Genomic DNA, 16,309 nt, shown 5'->3' with positions numbered 1-16,309 from the left:
GCGTGGAGCTTCCCGACAAGTCCGCCCCGGCCGACCCCGGGCGCATGCGCGCCTCGGACGCCGACCGGGACCGGACCGCCGACCAGTTGCGTGAGGCCCTCGCCGAGGGCCGTCTCACTCCGGATGAGCACGCCGAGCGTCTCGACGCGGTGTACCAGGCGAAGACCTATGCCGAGCTGGCGCCGATCGTGGCGGACCTCCCGGCGACAGGGGGCGCCGCTCCCGCGGCCACGGTCCGCGACGACCTGCCGGCCCCGCAGGCGGGCTCGCCCAACATCGTGGCGATCTTCAGTGGTGCCGAGCGGAAGGGGCGCTGGCTCGTCGAGCCGCAGACCAACGTCGTCGCCGTGTTCGGCGGCGTCGAACTCGACCTCCGCCAGGCCGTGCTGGCCCAGCGCGAGGTCACCATCAACGTCTCGGCCATCCTCGGCGGCGTCTCGATCACCGTTCCGCCGGGCGTACGGGTGCTCAGCTCCGTGGCCTCCATCCTCGGCGGCTGCCAACTGCCGTCCGATGACACCGTCGGACCGGACGCCCCGGTCATCCGGCTCACGGGAATGGCGTTGCTCGGCGGGGTCGACGTCAAACGCGCGGCGTCGGGCGAGAGTACGGACACCGCGGCAGCCGATCATCGTGACTTCCACATGCGCCAGCGACACCTGCACCAGGAGTTCCGGGAGAAGCAGCGCGCGGTCCACCGGGAGTTCCGGGAGCAACAGCGACAACTCCGCCGTCAGCGACGGTCCCGCTGAGGCCGTTCGTTCCGTACCGCACATCCGGTCCCACCTGAGAACCGGACGTGACCGCGTCCGTCATGTTCCGGCCCGGCCACACACACGTCCGTGAACACCCGCCGACCGCGGACCGGTCGGCCACTTCCGGCCATGCCGCGGCCTGACCAGAAACGCCATTTCGTCCCGCCCCATGCCGCTGGAAGCGACCCGAGGGCTTCCGCCGAACCCGAGGCCGGCTGAAATCCGACCGACCGGTAGAGGACCGGCTGAGATCCGGCGGCCGCATGGAGGACGGCGGAGGCTCGGCGGCCCCGTTGATGCCTGGCGGGCCCGTGCAGGCGGCACCGCCGGAACGGTCGGCATGTCGCAGGAACCGCGCGTCGCTGGACGCACTCTGAGGGCTTCCACCAGGTCCGGCGCCGACTGAGATCCAAGCCGGCCGCGTGGAGGACCGGCGGAGGTCCAGCAGGCTCATGGAGGACCGACGGAGGGTCGCCGGCCCCTTGGATACCTGGCGGGCCTATGAAGGCGGCACCATCGGAGCGGCCGACATGTCGCTGGAAGCGCCCTCAAGGCGTCCATCGGATCCGGCGCCGACTGAGACGGCCGACGGGCCGTACGAGAGGTGCCGTCGAGGCGGCCGACGGGTCAGTCGTCGTCGGGCTGGCAGACCAGGCAGGGAGTGCAGCCGCGCTCCCGCGCTTCTTCCCGCGGCAGGCTCTCGAGGTCGTCGGCGTCGTCGGCGATGTCCTCGATCAGTGCGCAGTCCGGCCGGTGGTAGCGCTTGGTGCCGCTCAGGATGCGTACGGTCGGGCCGGCCGTGGACTCCGTGTCATCGGCCTCGTCCGTGGGCTCTGCGGGCTTCTCAGCGGCCGTCTCGGCGGTGGCGTCCGTCGGCGACTCGGCGGCATCTTCGGCCTCGGTGGGCCGGTCGTCCGCGGCGTCGGTGGTGTCCTCCGGCTCGGCCTCGGCCTCGTCGTCCTCGATGTCCTCGGCGTGCTCGTCCGACGGGGCCGCCTCGGGCTCGGATCCGGCCGTCGCGCTCTCGTCCGCCTCGGTGTCCGGAGCCTGAGTGTCCCGCGCCTGGGCATCGGCCTCCGGCGCCTCGGCGTCCGACGACGCGTCCTCGGACCTGGCGGCCTCGTGCTCGGAGTCGGCGGGCTCGGCGGGCTCATGCGGCGACGCGTCCGTGTCCGCGGCATCCGTCTCGTCGGCGTGCAGGTCATCCTGCGGCTCGGCCGCCTCGGGCTCATCCTCGGCCCAGGCCGTGTCGGACTCGACGTCGTCCCGCTGACCGGTGTCCGGGGACGCCGTCTCGGCCTTCGCGGACTCGGCGGGCTCTGGCTCGGGCTCGGTGTGCTCCGGCTCGGCGGCGATGGCCTCGTCGGCCCGCTCGTCCGCCGTGGTGGCGTCCGTCGCGGCGGTTTCGCTCTCCGTACGCTCCCGGCTCTCGGTGCGCTCCGCGGGCTCGAACAGCGACCGGCTGCGTCGCCTCGATCGCTCGACGAGCGACTCGGAGTCATCGGCCGTGGGGACGGCGCCGGGCTGCTCGACGGTCGTGGTCTCGGCGGCGTCGTGGGCGTCCGTCGCCGACGGCTCGGTCGCCGTGCTCTCGGCGGCCGTGGCCGCGTCGGCCGTGAGGGCCTCTCGCTCCTCGGCGGGCGCATCCCGCGTGACGGGGATGTCGAACCGGGTCACCTCGACCGGATCGAGGGCCGCGCTCTGCGGCCTGGTGTCGGTCACCGTGGCCGTGCGCTCATCCGCGGGCCGGTCGTCGGCCGGCGCGGTGTCGGTGAGGGCTGCACGCGCGGCGAGCGCCGTGTCGGGCAGGCACGCGGTGCAGGCGGTGAACCCTTCCTCGCGCGCCTCGACGAAGGTGAGCTCCTCCTTGTCGCGCCCCGCGAGCTGACGGCAGGTCTCCAGGTGGTACCTCTTGCGCCCCGGGACGATCCAGACGGTCGTCTCGGCGGGCACGTCGGCCGGGGACGTGGACGTCGCCGGGACGAGCGGGGCGTCCTCTCCCGCTCCGACTCGTGCCTTGGCCTTGACCGGCCTGGCGGTCGCCCGGCCGGCGGACGTCTTGGCGTTCGCCGGGGCCGCGGCTGTGCCGAACAGCTCCTTGCGGCGGAGGAATACGCCGACGGCGAGGAAGAGGGCGGAGACGATGCTGATCCCGATGGAGACATAGATCAGCTTCAGCCCGTCAAGACCGAGAATCTCATGCCCGGTGTTGCCCGTGACGATGCCCGTCACAAGAAGAGCGATCGCCAAGACGACGAGCACGCCACTCAGGATGATCACACAGGTCTCCCTCTACCGACCGTCGTACCGGAGGTGCGCAGCCACGCTAGCGCAACTTCGGCCGGTTCGGCCGCCTCCAACCGGCTAGATTCACTCAGCGCCGGTCGTGCGGATTGTCGGCGGTGTGGAAGCTCCCGGTGGCCCCGTGCTGGGCGTGCTGCGGCTCACCCTGCGGCGGCTGCGGGAAGGGGTTCGCTCCGGTGTTGCCCGGTCCGACGCCCGGCTGCCCGTTGCGCGGCACCTCGGGGTGCGGCGGCGGAGGCGGGACGGCGGGCTGCGCCGGCTGCGGGCCCGTGTTGCCCGGCCCGAACGGCCCGGCGTGACTGCCGGCCTCCAGCTCGCGCAGCTGACCCTCGAGGTACGCCTTGAGACGGCTGCGGTATTCGCGCTCGAACGCGTTGAGGTCGTCGACCATGCGCTCCAGCTCCTCGCGCTGCTGGACGAGGGAGCCCATGGCCTGGCGGTGGCGCTCCTGCGCGTCGCGCTCGAGCGACTCGGCGCGGGCGCGGGCCTCGCTGACGATCTGCTCGGACTGCCGGCGGGCCTTGCCGAGGATCTCCTCGGCCTCGCGCCGGGCACGCCCCAGCGTCTCGTCGGCCTCGCGACGGGCGTCGGCGATCGCCTGGTCGGCGGTCTGCTGGGCCAGGGCGAGCACGCGCGCGGCGGTGTCCATGTTGTCCTCGCCGGGCGTGGCCATCGGCGGAGGCGGCGGCGCCATCTGCTGCGGGGCGGGAGGCATGCCGAGGCCGCCCATCATCGGCTCGGGCTCGAGTTTCGGCTCCGGCGGCTTGGGCGGCTCAGGCAGATGCGCGATCTCCGGCTTGGGCTCGACGATCGGAGCGGCCATCGCCGGCACCTTGCCGCGAAGGCACTCGGCCAGCTTGGCGCGCAGCTCCTCGTTCTCCTGGATGAGCCGGTCGAGCTCGGCCTCGACCTCGTCGAGGAATGCGTCGACCTCCTCTTCGTCGTAGCCCGGCCGCAGCCGGGTGGTACTGAACTGCTTGTTCCGCACATCCGCGGGTGTCAGCGGCATCTGGTCTCCTTGGCGCGCTTGGAGTCTGTCCCCGAACGGACGGTACCCGATCAGAGTGCCTGGACAATGATGATCAAGAACCAGACCATGAAGAAGAGAACCGTGAAGCTCAGGTCGAGTGCAACGTTACCCAGCCGGACGGAGGGGATGAAACGGCGTAGGAGCTTGAGAGGTGGGTCGGTGACGGTGTATGTGGCCTCCGCCAGCACCAACACCACCCCTCGGGGCCTCCACGACCGGGCGAACGCCTGGAGCGTCTCGAAGACCATCCTGCCGATGAGGAAGAGCAGGAAGAGGTACAGCGGGATGCTCAGGTAACTTCCAAGATTCACGAACACTCTCGCTTGTGACTGTCAGCTCTGATTGAAGAACCCTCGTTCTGCCATACGTGCCTTGTCTTCGGCGGTCACCTCGACGTTGGCTGGGGACAACAGGAACACCTTGTTCGTAACACGCTCGATGCTTCCGTGCAGGCCGAATATGAGACCAGCCGCGAAGTCGACAAGACGCTTGGCGTCGCTGTCGACCATCTCGGTGAGATTCATGATCACCGGGGTCCCCTCCCGGAAGTGCTCTCCGATCGTGCGGGCCTCGTTGTAGGTCCTGGGGTGAAGCGTAGTGATACGAGCGAGGTCGGACACGGCCGACTCCCCAACTGGGGGCCGCCGCTCCGGCCCGAACGGCTTCGGCTCCTCCTCGGCAGGCGCCTGGACTCCGGCGGGCTGGCCTGCGGAATCGTCGGTTCCGCGCTCAGCCCGACGCCGCTCGACGGCCTCGTCGTCGTAGACGTCGTAGTCGTCGTAGTCGTCGTCGTAGCGGTCGTCCTCCACGAGGCCGAGGTAGACCGCCATCTTGCGCATCGCGCTGGCCATACGCCCCCTCCGTCGTCCGCCGACAGGAGATCCCTGCGGGAAGCTTCCGCTCGCCGATCGTTACGTTTGAACGCGGACGCCAAGGTCCACGGTGGGGACATTACCTGACGATTGCCCGTCGGCCTCCGAGCAACGCCGTACCGACTCGGACGTGTGTCGCACCACACGCGATCGCTTCTTCCATATCGCCGCTCATTCCGGCAGAAATCATGTTCGCCTCGGGGTGAGACTTCCGCACCGCGGCGGCGACGTCGGCCAGCCGGGCGAACGCCCGCGCCGGGTCTCCGCCCAACGGCGCGACCGCCATGACGCCCCCGAGGCTGAGGCCGGGAGCCGAGGCGAGCGCGTCGGCCAGCGCCGGGACTCCGTCGGGACGGATCCCGCCCCGGCCCTCGGCGTCGTCGAGCGCCACCTGGACGAGACAGCGGATCGACCTGTCGGCGCGGACCGCCGCGCGCGACAGCGCCGTCACGAGGCGCTCCCGGTCGATCGAGTGCACGACGTCCGCGTAGGACACCACCGAGCGTGCCTTGTTGGTCTGCACCTGACCGACGAAGTGCCAGGTCAACGGCAGGTCGCGGCATTCGTCCGCCTTGGCGGAGGCCTCCTGGTCGCGGTTCTCGGCGACGTCGGTGACACCGAGCCCGGCCAGCAGGCGCACGTCCGAGGCGGGGAAGGTCTTCGTCACCGCGATGAGGGTGACCTCGTCGGCCGATCGGCCGACCGTGGCGCATGCCTTGGCGACGCGTTCGCGGACCGCCGCGAGGTTCGCGGCCAGTTCGGCTTCGCGGCTCGGCATCACTACTTCAGGAAGTCCGGGACGTCCAGGTCGTCGTCCTCGTCGAAGACGACGGGGCGGCGGCGGACCGGGTCGGTGCCGAGGCGCGCCGCGGTCGGCTCGGTGGCCGGCCGCGGCACCTTAGGGCGCGCCGCCGCCTCGCCGGAGGCCGGACGCGGCGTCGTGTCCGCCGGGCCCTCGCCCGGCTTGTCGGCCGACGGCTCGGACTTGGAAGCGTCCGCCTTGGACGCGTCGGCCTTCGACTGGTCCTGCTTCGCCTCGGCCGACTTGGCCTCTCCCAGACCGGACTCCCGGTGCGGAGTGGCCGTGCCGGACGGGGCCGAGGCCGGCAGCGGGGCGGGCGTCGGCGCGGGGACCGCGGCGACGCGGGGCGGCGCTGGTGGTGGTGGCGACGGTGGCGTCACCGGCCGTGGCGGGGTGACGTGCGGCGCCGCCACGGCCGGGCGGGCCGGCGGCGACATCCGCTTGGGCTCCGCCTGAGGCGCCGGGGCGTTGTGCGGCCGGATCTCGTCGAAGCCCGCGGCGATCACGGTCACCCGGACCTCGTCGCCCAGGGCGTCGTCGATGACCGCACCGAAGATGATGTTCGCGTCGGGGGCCGCGGCGTTCGACACGAGCTGGGCGGCCTCGTTGATCTCGAAGAGCCCGAGGTCAGAGCCACCGGAGATCGACAGGAGGACGCCGTGGGCGCCGTCGATGCTGGCCTCCAGCAGCGGGCTGGAGATCGCCATCTCGGCGGCGGCGACCGAGCGGTCGTCCCCGCGCGCGGAGCCGATGCCCATGAGCGCGGAACCGGCGCCCGACATAACCGACTTCACGTCGGCGAAGTCGAGGTTGATCAGACCCGGCGTGGTGATCAGGTCGGTGATGCCCTGAACACCGGAGAGGAGCACCTGGTCGGCCGCCTTGAACGCGTCGAGCACGCTGACCTGGCGGTCGGAGATCGACAGCAGCCGGTCGTTCGGAATGACGATCAGCGTGTCGACCTCGTCGCGGAGCGTCTCGATGCCGGCCTCGGCCTGCATCGCGCGCCGCTTGCCCTCGAAGCTGAAGGGGCGGGTCACCACGCCGATCGTGAGGGCGCCCAGGGAGCGGGCGATGTTGGCCACCACCGGAGCGCCTCCGGTGCCGGTGCCGCCGCCCTCGCCGGCGGTGACGAAGACCATGTCGGCGCCCTTGAGCACCTCTTCGATCTCCTCGCGGTGGTCCTCGGCGGCCTTCCGCCCGACATCGGGGTTGGCGCCGGCGCCGAGGCCACGGGTGAGCTCGCGGCCGACGTCGAGCTTGACGTCGGCGTCGCTCATCAGCAGCGCCTGGGCATCCGTGTTGATCGCGATGAACTCGACACCCTTGAGCCCCTCTTCGATCATCCGGTTGACGGCGTTGACGCCGCCGCCGCCGATGCCGACGACCTTGATGACCGCCAGGTAATTCTGCGGTGCTGCCACGACGAGGGGCCCTTCCGCTCGCTCTATCGAACCGGCCGGCGTGACACCGCTCCGGTGTTTCTTACTGAAGTCACGTACATCGTTGGGCCGGAACCCTCACCCTCAAGTTGAGACTTAGAGTTATGTCAACCTAGGGCTGATACGGACAGTAGGGGCGGCCCACTGCAGGGTCAACTAACCCGGCCCTGAGCACACCGGCGTGTCGCGCGACACCCCAGACATCCCATTTCATCCGATCCGGTGCGCGCCGTTCCCACCCGCCGCGCGAAGACAAGTGTCCCGCGCCGGAGGATCGTTCGCTACTCGGCCGCATCCGGCCGCCGTCACTTCGTGGTGACGACCTCCGGAGAGCTGACATCGATCGTCCTCACCCCCCGCTGCGGCGACTCGCTCAGCAGGCCGTGCAGCAGCCGGAGCTTCTCCGGGCCGCGCTCCGGCGCGCCCCAGACCACGGTGACCCCGTCCTGCAGCCGCAGCGTGACCGCCTCCGGCGACATGGCCTCCACGCCGGCCACCCGCCGCCCCAACCACGAGGGCAGGGCCCGGACGACGGCCAGGCCGGCGCGCAGCGCCGGATCGCTCTGCGTGGGATTCGCCACGTCCAGCACCGGCAGCCCCCGCGGGCGGGCCGCGGACGTGAGCACCGTCACCCCGTACCGATCGATCTGGAGGAACCGGTTGTCGCGCTGGGCGACGACGATCGGGGTCCGTTCCCGTACGACGATCCGTACGGTGGTCGGCCACCGCCGCTCCACGCGGACGGTCTCGACCGCCTGAACCGCCTCCACCCGGTCGCGGACGACGCCGGTGTCGAGCCTGGCCATGGGCTCCCCCACCCGCACCCCCGCCGCGGCGAGCACCTCGGCGCGCGGGACGAGCCGCTCCCCCGTGACGTCGATCCGCCGGACGACGAGCAGCCGGGATCCCAGCAGGACCCACGTCGCCGTGCCGAGCACCGCCGCGACGAAGAGCCCGACGAACAGGACCTTCCACCGGCTCGTGCGCCGGCGGGACGGCGTCCGGTCCGGCACCTCCACGCTCGAACCGGATATGTCGGTGCCGGATGAGCCCGTGTCGGACGTGCCCGTGCCGGGCGTGTCCGTCGAGAAGAGGTCCCCCGCTCCCCGCGACGTGCCGTCGGGGTCCATGGCCGCGCCTCCTCACTCGCTCCAGGCGGTGCCGGACACGCCGCGCGGAACGCCCCGAGGTCCCCGCCCGGCACCCGCACTGCCGCCGAGACCGGGAGCCCGGTGAGTAAGGGCACGACGCCGCCGGAACCGGTCGCTCAGGCGCCGAGCAGCCGCAGGATCTCCGGACCGAGCCGGGTCACGTCGCCGGCGCCCATGGTGATGATGACGTCCCCGGGAGCCGCCATCGCCGCGACACGCCCGGCCACCGCGCTTTCGTCCGGCTCGTACGTGACGCGCCCATGCGGGACGGCCTTGGCCACGAGCTCGCCCGTCACCCCGGGGATGGGGTCCTCGCGGGCCGGGTAGACGTCCAGGACGACGGCCTCGTCGGCGAGCCCGAGCGCGGCGCCGAACTCGGTGGCGAAGAACTGCGTGCGGCTGAACAGGTGCGGCTGGAAGACGGCGACGATGCGCCCGCCGCCGAGCTCATCGACGTAGTCGCGGGTGGCGCGCAGGTCGGCGGCGAGCTCGGTCGGGTGGTGGGCGTAGCTGTCGAAGACCTTGACGCCCCCGACCTCGCCCTTCGGCTCGAGCCGGCGCCGCGCCCCGCCGAAGCCGGCCAGTCCCTCGGCGACCTTGGCGGCGTCGACGCCCAGCTCGACGGCCACGGCGTACGCCGCCGCGGCGTTCTGGGCGTAGTGGCGGCCCGGCACCGCCAGCTCGAACTCCCGCCCCGCCACGGTGAACCGCGAGCCGAGCCCGCGGGGGGTGAATCCCTCGATGCGGTAGTCGGCGTCGGCGGCCTCCCCGTACGTCCGCACGGTGAGACCGCGGCGGACGCCGATCTCGCCCAGCGCTTTGGCCCCGGGGTCGTCGGCGCACACGACGAGCAGGCCGCCCGTCTCGATCCGCGCGACGAAGTCGGCGAAGGTCTCCTTGACCTTCTCGAATCCGCCGTAGTTGTCCAGGTGGTCGGCCTCGACGTTGGTCACGATCGCGGCGTGCGGCGTGAACATGAGGAACGACCCGTCGCTCTCGTCCGCCTCCGCGAGGAACAGGTCGCCCGCGCCCTCCCCGGCTCCCAGGCCGGTGGTGACGAGCTGGCCGCCGATGCAGTACGACGGGTCGGCACCGGCGTGCTGCAGGGCGACGGTCAGCATCGACGTGGTCGTGGTCTTGCCGTGGGTGCCGGCCACGGCCACAGCGCGGCGGTCCGCCATCAGCGACGCGAGCGCCGCGGCGCGGTGCAGCACGCGCAGACCGCGCTCGCGGGCGGCCGCCAGCTCGGGGTTCGTCTCACGGATGGCGGTGGAGACGACCACGGTGGCGGCGTCGCCGACGTGCTCGGCGGCGTGCCCGACGTACGTCGTCGCGCCGAGCTCGCGCAGCTCGGTCAGCAGCTCGGAGTCCCTGGCGTCGCTGCCGGAGACCGGGATGCCGCGGCCCAGCATGATCCGGGCGATGCCGGACATGCCCGCACCGCCGAGCCCGACGAAGTGGACCTTGCCCAAACGGTCGGCGGGAATGATCTCCACCGGCGTGACGAGAGTCATGACTGGGTTCCTTGGGCGACGACGCGGGCGACCATGCGGGCCAGGGCGACGTCGGCGTCCCGCCGGCCCATGCGGGCGGCGGCCTCGGACATCGTGGCGACCCGCTCGGGCTCGCCGAGGATGGGCAGCACGTTGGCGCGGATCCAGTCGGCGGTCAGCTCGCCGTCCTCGATCAGCAGGCCCCCGCCGCCCTTGACGATCGGCTCGGCGTTGAGCCGCTGCTCGCCGTTGCCGATCGGCAGCGGGACGTACGCCGCGGGCAGGCCCACGGCGGTCAGCTCGGCGCAGGTCATGGCGCCGGACCGGCACATGGCGAAGTCGGCCGCGGCGTACGCGAGGTCCATCCGGTCGCAGTACGGCAGCATGATGTAGGCGGGGTCGTCGGGCGTGAACTCCGGCTCGGCCAGGTTCTTCGGGCCGACGATGTGCAGGATCTGGATGCCGGCCGCCCGCAGCTGCGGCACGGCCTCCCCGATCGCCCGGTTGAGCGAGCGGGCGCCCTGGGAGCCGCCGAAGACCAGCAGCGTCGGCAGGTCGGAGCGCAGACCGAAGTGGGCCCGCGCCTTGTCGCCCATGCCGAGCCGGTCGAGGGTGGCGATCTCCCGGCGCAGTGGGACGCCGACGACCTCGGCGTGCGCGAGCGGTGTGTCGGGCGCGGCGACCGCGACGTGGTCGGTGAAGCGGGCGCCGAGACGGTTGGCGAGGCCCGGCCGCGGGTTCGCCTCGTGCACGATGATGGGGATCTTCCGGCGCCGCGCGGCGAGATAGCCGGGGGTCGCGACGTAGCCGCCGAACCCGACGAGTATGTCGGCCTGCGTGCGGTCGAGGACGGCCGCCGCCGCGTTGATCGCGCCGGCGAGCCGGCCGGGCACCGTCAGCAGTCGGGGCGTGAGGGTCCGGGGCAGCGGCACCGGGGGGATCAGGGCGAGCTCATAGCCCCGTTGGGGCACGAGACGGGTCTCCAGGCCTCGCTCGGTGCCCAGGCAGGTCACCTGCACGCCGGGGTCCTCCCGGCGCAACGCGTCGGCAAGGGCCAGGGCGGGTTCGATGTGTCCGGCTGTGCCGCCACCGGCCAGGACAACCCTCATGCTCGCGCTCCTGATCATTCTCGCTCCGTCACGGGTTCGACACCCTCAGCGCTTTGCCAGGCCCAGCCAGCTTAGAGCCATTACGGCGGGTCCCGGACCACGTGCGGCGAGGGCCTGCCGGGCGCCGGGCTCGCGTTTCGCGAACGACAGCAGCATGCCCAGCACGAACAACGTCGGGATGAGGGCGGACCCACCGTACGACACCAGAGGCAGCGGAATGCCGGTAATGGGCAGGACGCCGATCACCGCGCCGATGTTGATGATGGCCTGGACGATCAGCCAGGCGGTCCCCCCGGCCGCGGCCAGCCGCATGAAGGGATCCTTGACCCGGCGGGCGATCCGCAGCCCCGCGTACGCCAGCAGGCCGAACAGCCCGAGGACGATGAGCGTGCCGATCAGGCCGAGTTCCTCGCCGATGATGGCGAAGATGAAGTCGGTCTCCGGGTGCGGCAGGTAGTTCCACTTCGCCCGGCCCTCGCCGAGGCCGGTGCCGAGCAGCCCGCCCGAGGCGATGGCGTAGAGCCCCTGGATCCCCTGGTAGTTGATGGTCAGCTGGTTGCCGGACTGGTCGAGGAAGCCGGTCAGCCGCGTCATGCGGTACGGCTCGACGACGATGAGGATGGCGACCAGGACGCTGGTCACACCGGCCATGCCGACGAACAGCCGGCCCGGCGCGCCCACGACCCACAGCAGCGACAGGAAGATCGTCAGCAGTACCACGGTGGTGCCGAGGTCGCTGCCGAGCATGACGAACAGCACGAGGACCCCGGCGCCCGGCAGGAGGGGGATCAGCAGCTGCCGCCAGTCGGTGAGCTGCCGCAGTTTCTCCTTGCGGGCCAGCAGGTCGGCGCCCCACAGCACCAGGGCCAGCTTGGCCGGCTCCGACGGCTGCAGCTGGAAGGGCCCGCCGAAGCTGATCCAGCGCTGCGCGCCGTTGACGCTCTGCCCGAGACCGGGCAGCAGCGCCACGGCGAGGGCCAGCGCCGACAGCAGCATCAGCGGGTAGGCGATCGTGCGGAACACCTTCGGAGGCATCCGCCCGGCGATCCACATCAGCGGCAGGCCGATGCCGACCCACAGCGCCTGCCTCTCGAACAGGCTGAAGGCCGACCCGGTGTCCTGGTACTGCTTGATGCTCGACGCCGACAGCACCATGACCATGCCGAGCGCGAGCAGCAGCAGGGAGCTGCCGAGCACCAGGTAGTAGGAGGTGAGCGGGCGGTCGAACAGGCCGGCCACGCCGGACGCCCAGGCGCGCGGCCCCGACCGCGGCTCCTCCTCGTCGTAGACCGCGCTCACGGTCGAATCACGCTCCCCGAACCGCCGTCGGCCCCGCTCACGATCGAATCACGCCCCTCGGAAACCCGGCCCGCGGCTCGCCCCGGAGTCACCGGCCACGGTCGGCTCACTCTGCCCGGAAACCCACCGCGCCGCTCAGTTCGGGAGCCGCCGGACGGCCGCCGCGAACGCCTCACCGCGTGCCGGGTAGTTGGCGAACATGTCGAACGACGCCCCGACGGGCGCGAGCAGGACGGTGTCCCCCGGCCGGGCCAGGCCGGCCGCCGCGGTCACGATGCGATCCATGGCACCAGTGTCGGTGTCGGCGACGTCCACGACCGGGACATCCGGGGCGTGTCGCGCGAGTGCCTCGGCGATCCGTCCGCGTTCGGCGCCCATGAGGACGACGCCTCGGAGCCGCTCGGCGCACGAGCGTACGAGCTCGTCGACGTCGGCGCCCTTGAGGAGCCCGCCGGCGATCCACACGATGGAGCGGAACGCCGCCAGGGAGGCCGCCGCCGCGTGCGGGTTGGTCGCCTTGGAATCGTTGACGTAGTCGACGTCGTCCACGGTCGCGATGTGCTCGATGCGGTGCGGGTCGGGCCGGAACCGCCGGAGTCCCTCGCCGACCGCCTCGGGCGGCACGCCGTACGCGCGGGCCAGCGCGGCGGCGGCGAGGGCGTTGGCGACGTTGTGCGGGGCGAACGGCCGGACGTCGGAGAGCTCGGCCAGCTCCGCCGCCTCGCGTACGGGGTCGGCGGTGAAGGCCCGGTCGACGAGGAGGTCCTCGACGACGCCGAGGCGGCCGGGGCTGGGCACGCCGAGCGTGAAGCCGACGGAGCGCTCGGCGCGCTCCCCGAGGCGTACGGACCACTCGTCGTCGGCGTTGACCACCGCGAGCGTGCCGGGTCCGAAGATCTTGCCCTTGGCGGCGGCGTACTCCTCGAGGGAGCCGTGCCAGTCGATGTGGTCGGGCGCGACGTTGAGCACGGTCGCGGCGAGCGGGCGGATCGAGCTCGACCAGTGCAGCTGGAAGCTGGACAGCTCCACGGCCAGCACGTCGTACGGCTCCGGTCCCGCGCCGTCGGCGCCGGCGACGACCTCGACGATGGGGGTGCCGACGTTGCCGACCGCGATCGTCCGGTGGCCCGCGGCCTCGAGCATCTGGGCCAGCATGCGCACGACGGTGGTCTTGCCGTCGGTGCCGGTGATGGCCAGCCAGGGCGGGGCGTCCGGGCCGCGCAGCCGCCAGGCCAGCTCGACCTCGCCGATGACCTCGACGCCGGCCTTGGCGGCGGTCTCGAGCAGCGGGGCAGTGGGACGCCAACCCGGCGAGGTGACGACCAGGTCGGTCTCCGGCGGCAGGGTGTCGCCGTCGCCCAGGCGCGTCGTGACGCCCGGCAGGGCGGCCTCGGCGCGCAGGGCCTCGTCGTCGCGCGCGTCGACGAGCGCGACGTGGGCACCGCGGGCGGCCAGGACGCGGGCGGCGGCGCGGCCGGACAGGCCGGCACCCGCCACGCACACCCGCAGGCCGTTCCAGGCGGTCATCAGTTCGGCATCCATTCGAGGTAGAACAGCGACAGGCCCGCCCCGACGCACAACAGGGAGATCAGCCAGAATCTCACCACGATCGTCGTCTCGGCCCAGCCGGACAGCTCGAAGTGGTGCTGCAGCGGCGCCATCTTGAAGACGCGTTTTCTCGTCAGCTTGAACGACCCGACCTGGATGATCACCGACAGCGTGATGAGGACCGGCAGCCCGCCGAGGATGATGAACAGCAGCTCGGTGCGCGTCATCACGGCCAGCCCGACGATCACGCCGCCGAGGCCGAGCGAGCCGGTGTCGCCCATGAAGATCCGGGCCGGCGGGGCGTTCCACCACAGGAAGCCGACGAGGGCGCCCAGCACCGCGGAGGCGACGACGGCCAGGTCGAGCGGGTCGCGGACGGTGTAGCAGTTCGGCGCGAGCCCGACGTAGAAGCAGCTGTTGCGCAGCTGCCAGTTGCCGATCAGGACGTACGCGCCGAGGATCGTGCCGACCGCGCCGCCGGCCAGGCCGTCGAGGCCGTCGGTGAGGTTCACCGCGTTGGACGTGCCCGCGATCATGACCAGGGCCCAGATCACGAACAGGTACGGGCCGATCGGCGGGCCGAAGTCGCGCAGGAACGACAGGTACGGCATGGCCGGCGGGGCACCGTACGCGTTGGGGAAGCGCAGCGCCAGGACCGCGAACACGACGCCGACGATGATGATGCCGATCATCTTGGCGCCGCTGCGCAGGCCCAGGCTGCGCTGCTTGAACACCTTGATGTAGTCGTCGACGAACCCGACCATGCCCAGGCCGGCCATCAGGAACAGCACGAGCACACCGGACACCGTGGGCGGCGTGGCCGTGACCGCGTGGGCGACGAAGTAGCCGATGAGCGCGGCGACGATGAACACGGTGCCGCCCATCGTGGGCGTGCCCCGCTTGCTCAGGTGCGCCTCGGGCCCCTCCTCGCGGATCATCTGGCCGTACCCGAGACGGCGGACCACGCGGATCCACACGGGCGTGCCGAGGAGTCCGAGGATCAGGGACAGGGCCGACGCGACCAGGATGGTCCTCACGCCTCGTGCCCCCCTTCGGACATCTCCAGCACTGCCTGGGCGACCTTCTCCAGCCCGGCGACGCGCGAGGCCTTCACCAGCACGACGTCACCCGGCCGCAGTCTCTCGCCCAACGCGGCCACCGCCGCGTCGGCATCCTCGACCCGCACGCCTTCTCCCGTCCATGACCCCACTTGTCCAGCACCTTCCAGCACGGACGCGGCGGTCTCGCCGACGGCGATCAGGCCCGCCAGGCCGCCCCGCGCCGCGTGGACACCGATCCTCTCGTGCTCACTCACCGTGATCGCACCCAGCTCCGCCATTTCGCCGAGCACGGCGAAGGCGCGCCGGCCGCGGGCCATGTGGACGAGGGTGTCCAGCGCCGACCGTACCGACTCCGGGTTGGCGTTGTAGGCGTCATTGATCACGGTCACTCCGTCGGGGCGCTCGGTCACCTCCATCCGCCAGCGGCTCGCCGGGGTCGCCTCCGACAACGCCTCGGCGATGTCCGCGACCGGCATGCCGAGCTCGTGCGCGACGGCGGCCGCGGCGAGCGCGTTGCTCACCGTGTGCGCGCCGTAGAGCCGGAGGGCGACGTCGGCCGAGCCCTTCGGGGTGACCAGGGTGAACCGCGGGCGGCCCGCGTCGTCGAGCGACTCGGCCGTGGCCCGCACGTCCGCCTCCGGCACCCGCCCGAACAGCGTGATCCGCGCCGAGGTGCGGGCGGCCATGGCCCGGACGAGCGGGTCGTCGGCGTTGAGGACGGCCACGCCCTCGGGCGACAGCGCCTCGACGAGCTCGCCCTTGGCCTTGGCGACGACGTCGCGGCTGCCGAACTCCCCGATGTGTGCGCTGCCGACGTTGAGGACGACGCCGATGTCCGGGGGCGCGACGCGCGCGAGGTGGGCGATGTGCCCGATCCCCCGCGCGCCCATCTCCAGGACGAGGTAGCGGGTGCTCTCGTCGGCGCGCAGCACGGTGAGCGGGTGGCCGATCTCGTTGTTGAACGACCCGGGCGGCGCGACGGCCGGGCCGAGCCGGCCGGTGAGCCACGCCATCAGGTCCTTGGTCGAGGTCTTGCCCGCCGATCCCGTGACGCCGATCACGGTGGTGCCGGGGAGCCGGTCCACCACCGCGCGGGCGAGCGCGCTCAGGGCGGTCAGGACGTCGTCGACGACGATCGCGGGAACGCCGACGGGCCGCTCGGCGAGCACGGCCGCCGCGCCCGCCTCGACCGCCTGGGCGGCGAAGTCGTGCCCGTCCGCGTGCTCGCCCTGGAACGCCACGAACAGCGCTCCGGGCTCGGCCTTGCGCGAGTCGATGACGACCGGTCCGCTCACGACCGCCTCAGGGGACGCACCGTCCATCCTCCCCCGGGTGATCTCCGCGATCCTCGCGAGCGAGAGTGGAATCAAGTCTGCTCCTTGCCGGATGTCCGATTGGTCGATTGCGGGGGCACAGCGCCAGGCGTGCGCGAGGCGTACCCCG

General features: G+C 72.1%; 14 protein-coding genes. 1 reads left to right on the top strand and 13 read right to left on the bottom strand.

All coding sequences use genetic code 11. The annotated features are described in order from the left end of the window. The first annotated feature begins 2 nt into the window (after positions 1–2). Positions 3–752: a DUF1707 SHOCT-like domain-containing protein gene (locus tag ACQP2O_RS16175; protein WP_433185083.1), complete on the top strand. Its 750-nt coding sequence runs from the start codon at positions 3–5 to the stop codon at positions 750–752. Positions 753–1,382: 630 nt separating this feature from the next. On the opposite strand, the gene ACQP2O_RS16170 is transcribed toward ACQP2O_RS16175, so the two are convergent. The 13 genes from ACQP2O_RS16170 to ACQP2O_RS16110 form a co-directional block, all read right to left on the bottom strand. Beyond that, positions 1,383–3,035, bottom strand: a complete 1,653-nt coding sequence (locus ACQP2O_RS16170; RefSeq protein ID WP_433185080.1) for a hypothetical protein — start codon at positions 3,033–3,035, stop codon at positions 1,383–1,385. A gap of 94 nt (positions 3,036–3,129) precedes the next feature. Beyond that, positions 3,130–4,068, bottom strand: coding sequence for a DivIVA domain-containing protein (locus tag ACQP2O_RS16165; protein ID WP_433185077.1), 939 nt, complete (start codon positions 4,066–4,068; stop codon positions 3,130–3,132). 50 nt (positions 4,069–4,118) lie between these two features. Then, positions 4,119–4,400, bottom strand: a complete 282-nt coding sequence (locus ACQP2O_RS16160) for a YggT family protein (protein WP_360878811.1) — start codon at positions 4,398–4,400, stop codon at positions 4,119–4,121. Positions 4,401–4,421: 21 nt separating this feature from the next. Then, positions 4,422–4,940 carry a cell division protein SepF gene (locus tag ACQP2O_RS16155; RefSeq protein WP_433185073.1) on the bottom strand — a complete coding sequence of 173 codons (519 nt, stop codon included), beginning with the start codon at positions 4,938–4,940 and terminating at the stop codon, positions 4,422–4,424. Positions 4,941–5,040: 100 nt separating this feature from the next. Then, a complete protein-coding gene (locus tag ACQP2O_RS16150) occupies positions 5,041–5,739 on the bottom strand; it encodes a YggS family pyridoxal phosphate-dependent enzyme (RefSeq protein ID WP_433185070.1) in 699 nt (232 codons plus the stop codon). A gap of 2 nt (positions 5,740–5,741) precedes the next feature. Continuing rightward, positions 5,742–7,187: a cell division protein FtsZ gene (gene ftsZ / locus ACQP2O_RS16145; protein ID WP_433185067.1), complete on the bottom strand. Its 1,446-nt coding sequence runs from the start codon at positions 7,185–7,187 to the stop codon at positions 5,742–5,744. Between the two features lie 323 nt (positions 7,188–7,510). Beyond that, positions 7,511–8,335, bottom strand: coding sequence for a cell division protein FtsQ/DivIB (locus tag ACQP2O_RS16140; RefSeq protein ID WP_433185064.1), 825 nt, complete (start codon positions 8,333–8,335; stop codon positions 7,511–7,513). Positions 8,336–8,472: 137 nt separating this feature from the next. Then, a complete protein-coding gene (murC, locus tag ACQP2O_RS16135) occupies positions 8,473–9,870 on the bottom strand; it encodes a UDP-N-acetylmuramate--L-alanine ligase (RefSeq protein ID WP_433185061.1) in 1,398 nt (465 codons plus the stop codon). Next, positions 9,867–10,958: an undecaprenyldiphospho-muramoylpentapeptide beta-N-acetylglucosaminyltransferase gene (gene murG, locus ACQP2O_RS16130; RefSeq protein WP_433185059.1), complete on the bottom strand. Its 1,092-nt coding sequence runs from the start codon at positions 10,956–10,958 to the stop codon at positions 9,867–9,869. The genes murC and murG overlap by 4 nt, the downstream gene beginning before the upstream one ends. A gap of 45 nt (positions 10,959–11,003) precedes the next feature. Continuing rightward, on the bottom strand, positions 11,004–12,257 hold the full coding sequence (gene ftsW, locus ACQP2O_RS16125) for a putative lipid II flippase FtsW (protein WP_433185056.1): 1,254 nt from the start codon (positions 12,255–12,257) through the stop codon (positions 11,004–11,006). Positions 12,258–12,392: 135 nt separating this feature from the next. Continuing rightward, on the bottom strand, positions 12,393–13,799 hold the full coding sequence (gene murD / locus ACQP2O_RS16120) for a UDP-N-acetylmuramoyl-L-alanine--D-glutamate ligase (protein WP_433185053.1): 1,407 nt from the start codon (positions 13,797–13,799) through the stop codon (positions 12,393–12,395). Then, positions 13,784–14,842 carry a phospho-N-acetylmuramoyl-pentapeptide-transferase gene (mraY, locus tag ACQP2O_RS16115; RefSeq protein ID WP_433185050.1) on the bottom strand — a complete coding sequence of 353 codons (1,059 nt, stop codon included), beginning with the start codon at positions 14,840–14,842 and terminating at the stop codon, positions 13,784–13,786. The genes murD and mraY overlap by 16 nt, the downstream gene beginning before the upstream one ends. Further along, positions 14,839–16,236: a UDP-N-acetylmuramoyl-tripeptide--D-alanyl-D-alanine ligase gene (locus tag ACQP2O_RS16110; RefSeq protein WP_433185047.1), complete on the bottom strand. Its 1,398-nt coding sequence runs from the start codon at positions 16,234–16,236 to the stop codon at positions 14,839–14,841. Before ACQP2O_RS16110 ends, mraY begins: the two co-directional genes overlap by 4 nt. Positions 16,237–16,309 lie beyond the last annotated feature (73 nt).

This window comes from Actinoallomurus sp. CA-150999 (genome assembly GCF_050942425.1).
Lineage (GTDB): Bacteria > Actinomycetota > Actinomycetes > Streptosporangiales > Streptosporangiaceae > Actinoallomurus.
Note: the sequence above shows the minus strand (reverse complement) of the source record. Positions and strands in the feature narration are given on the sequence as shown.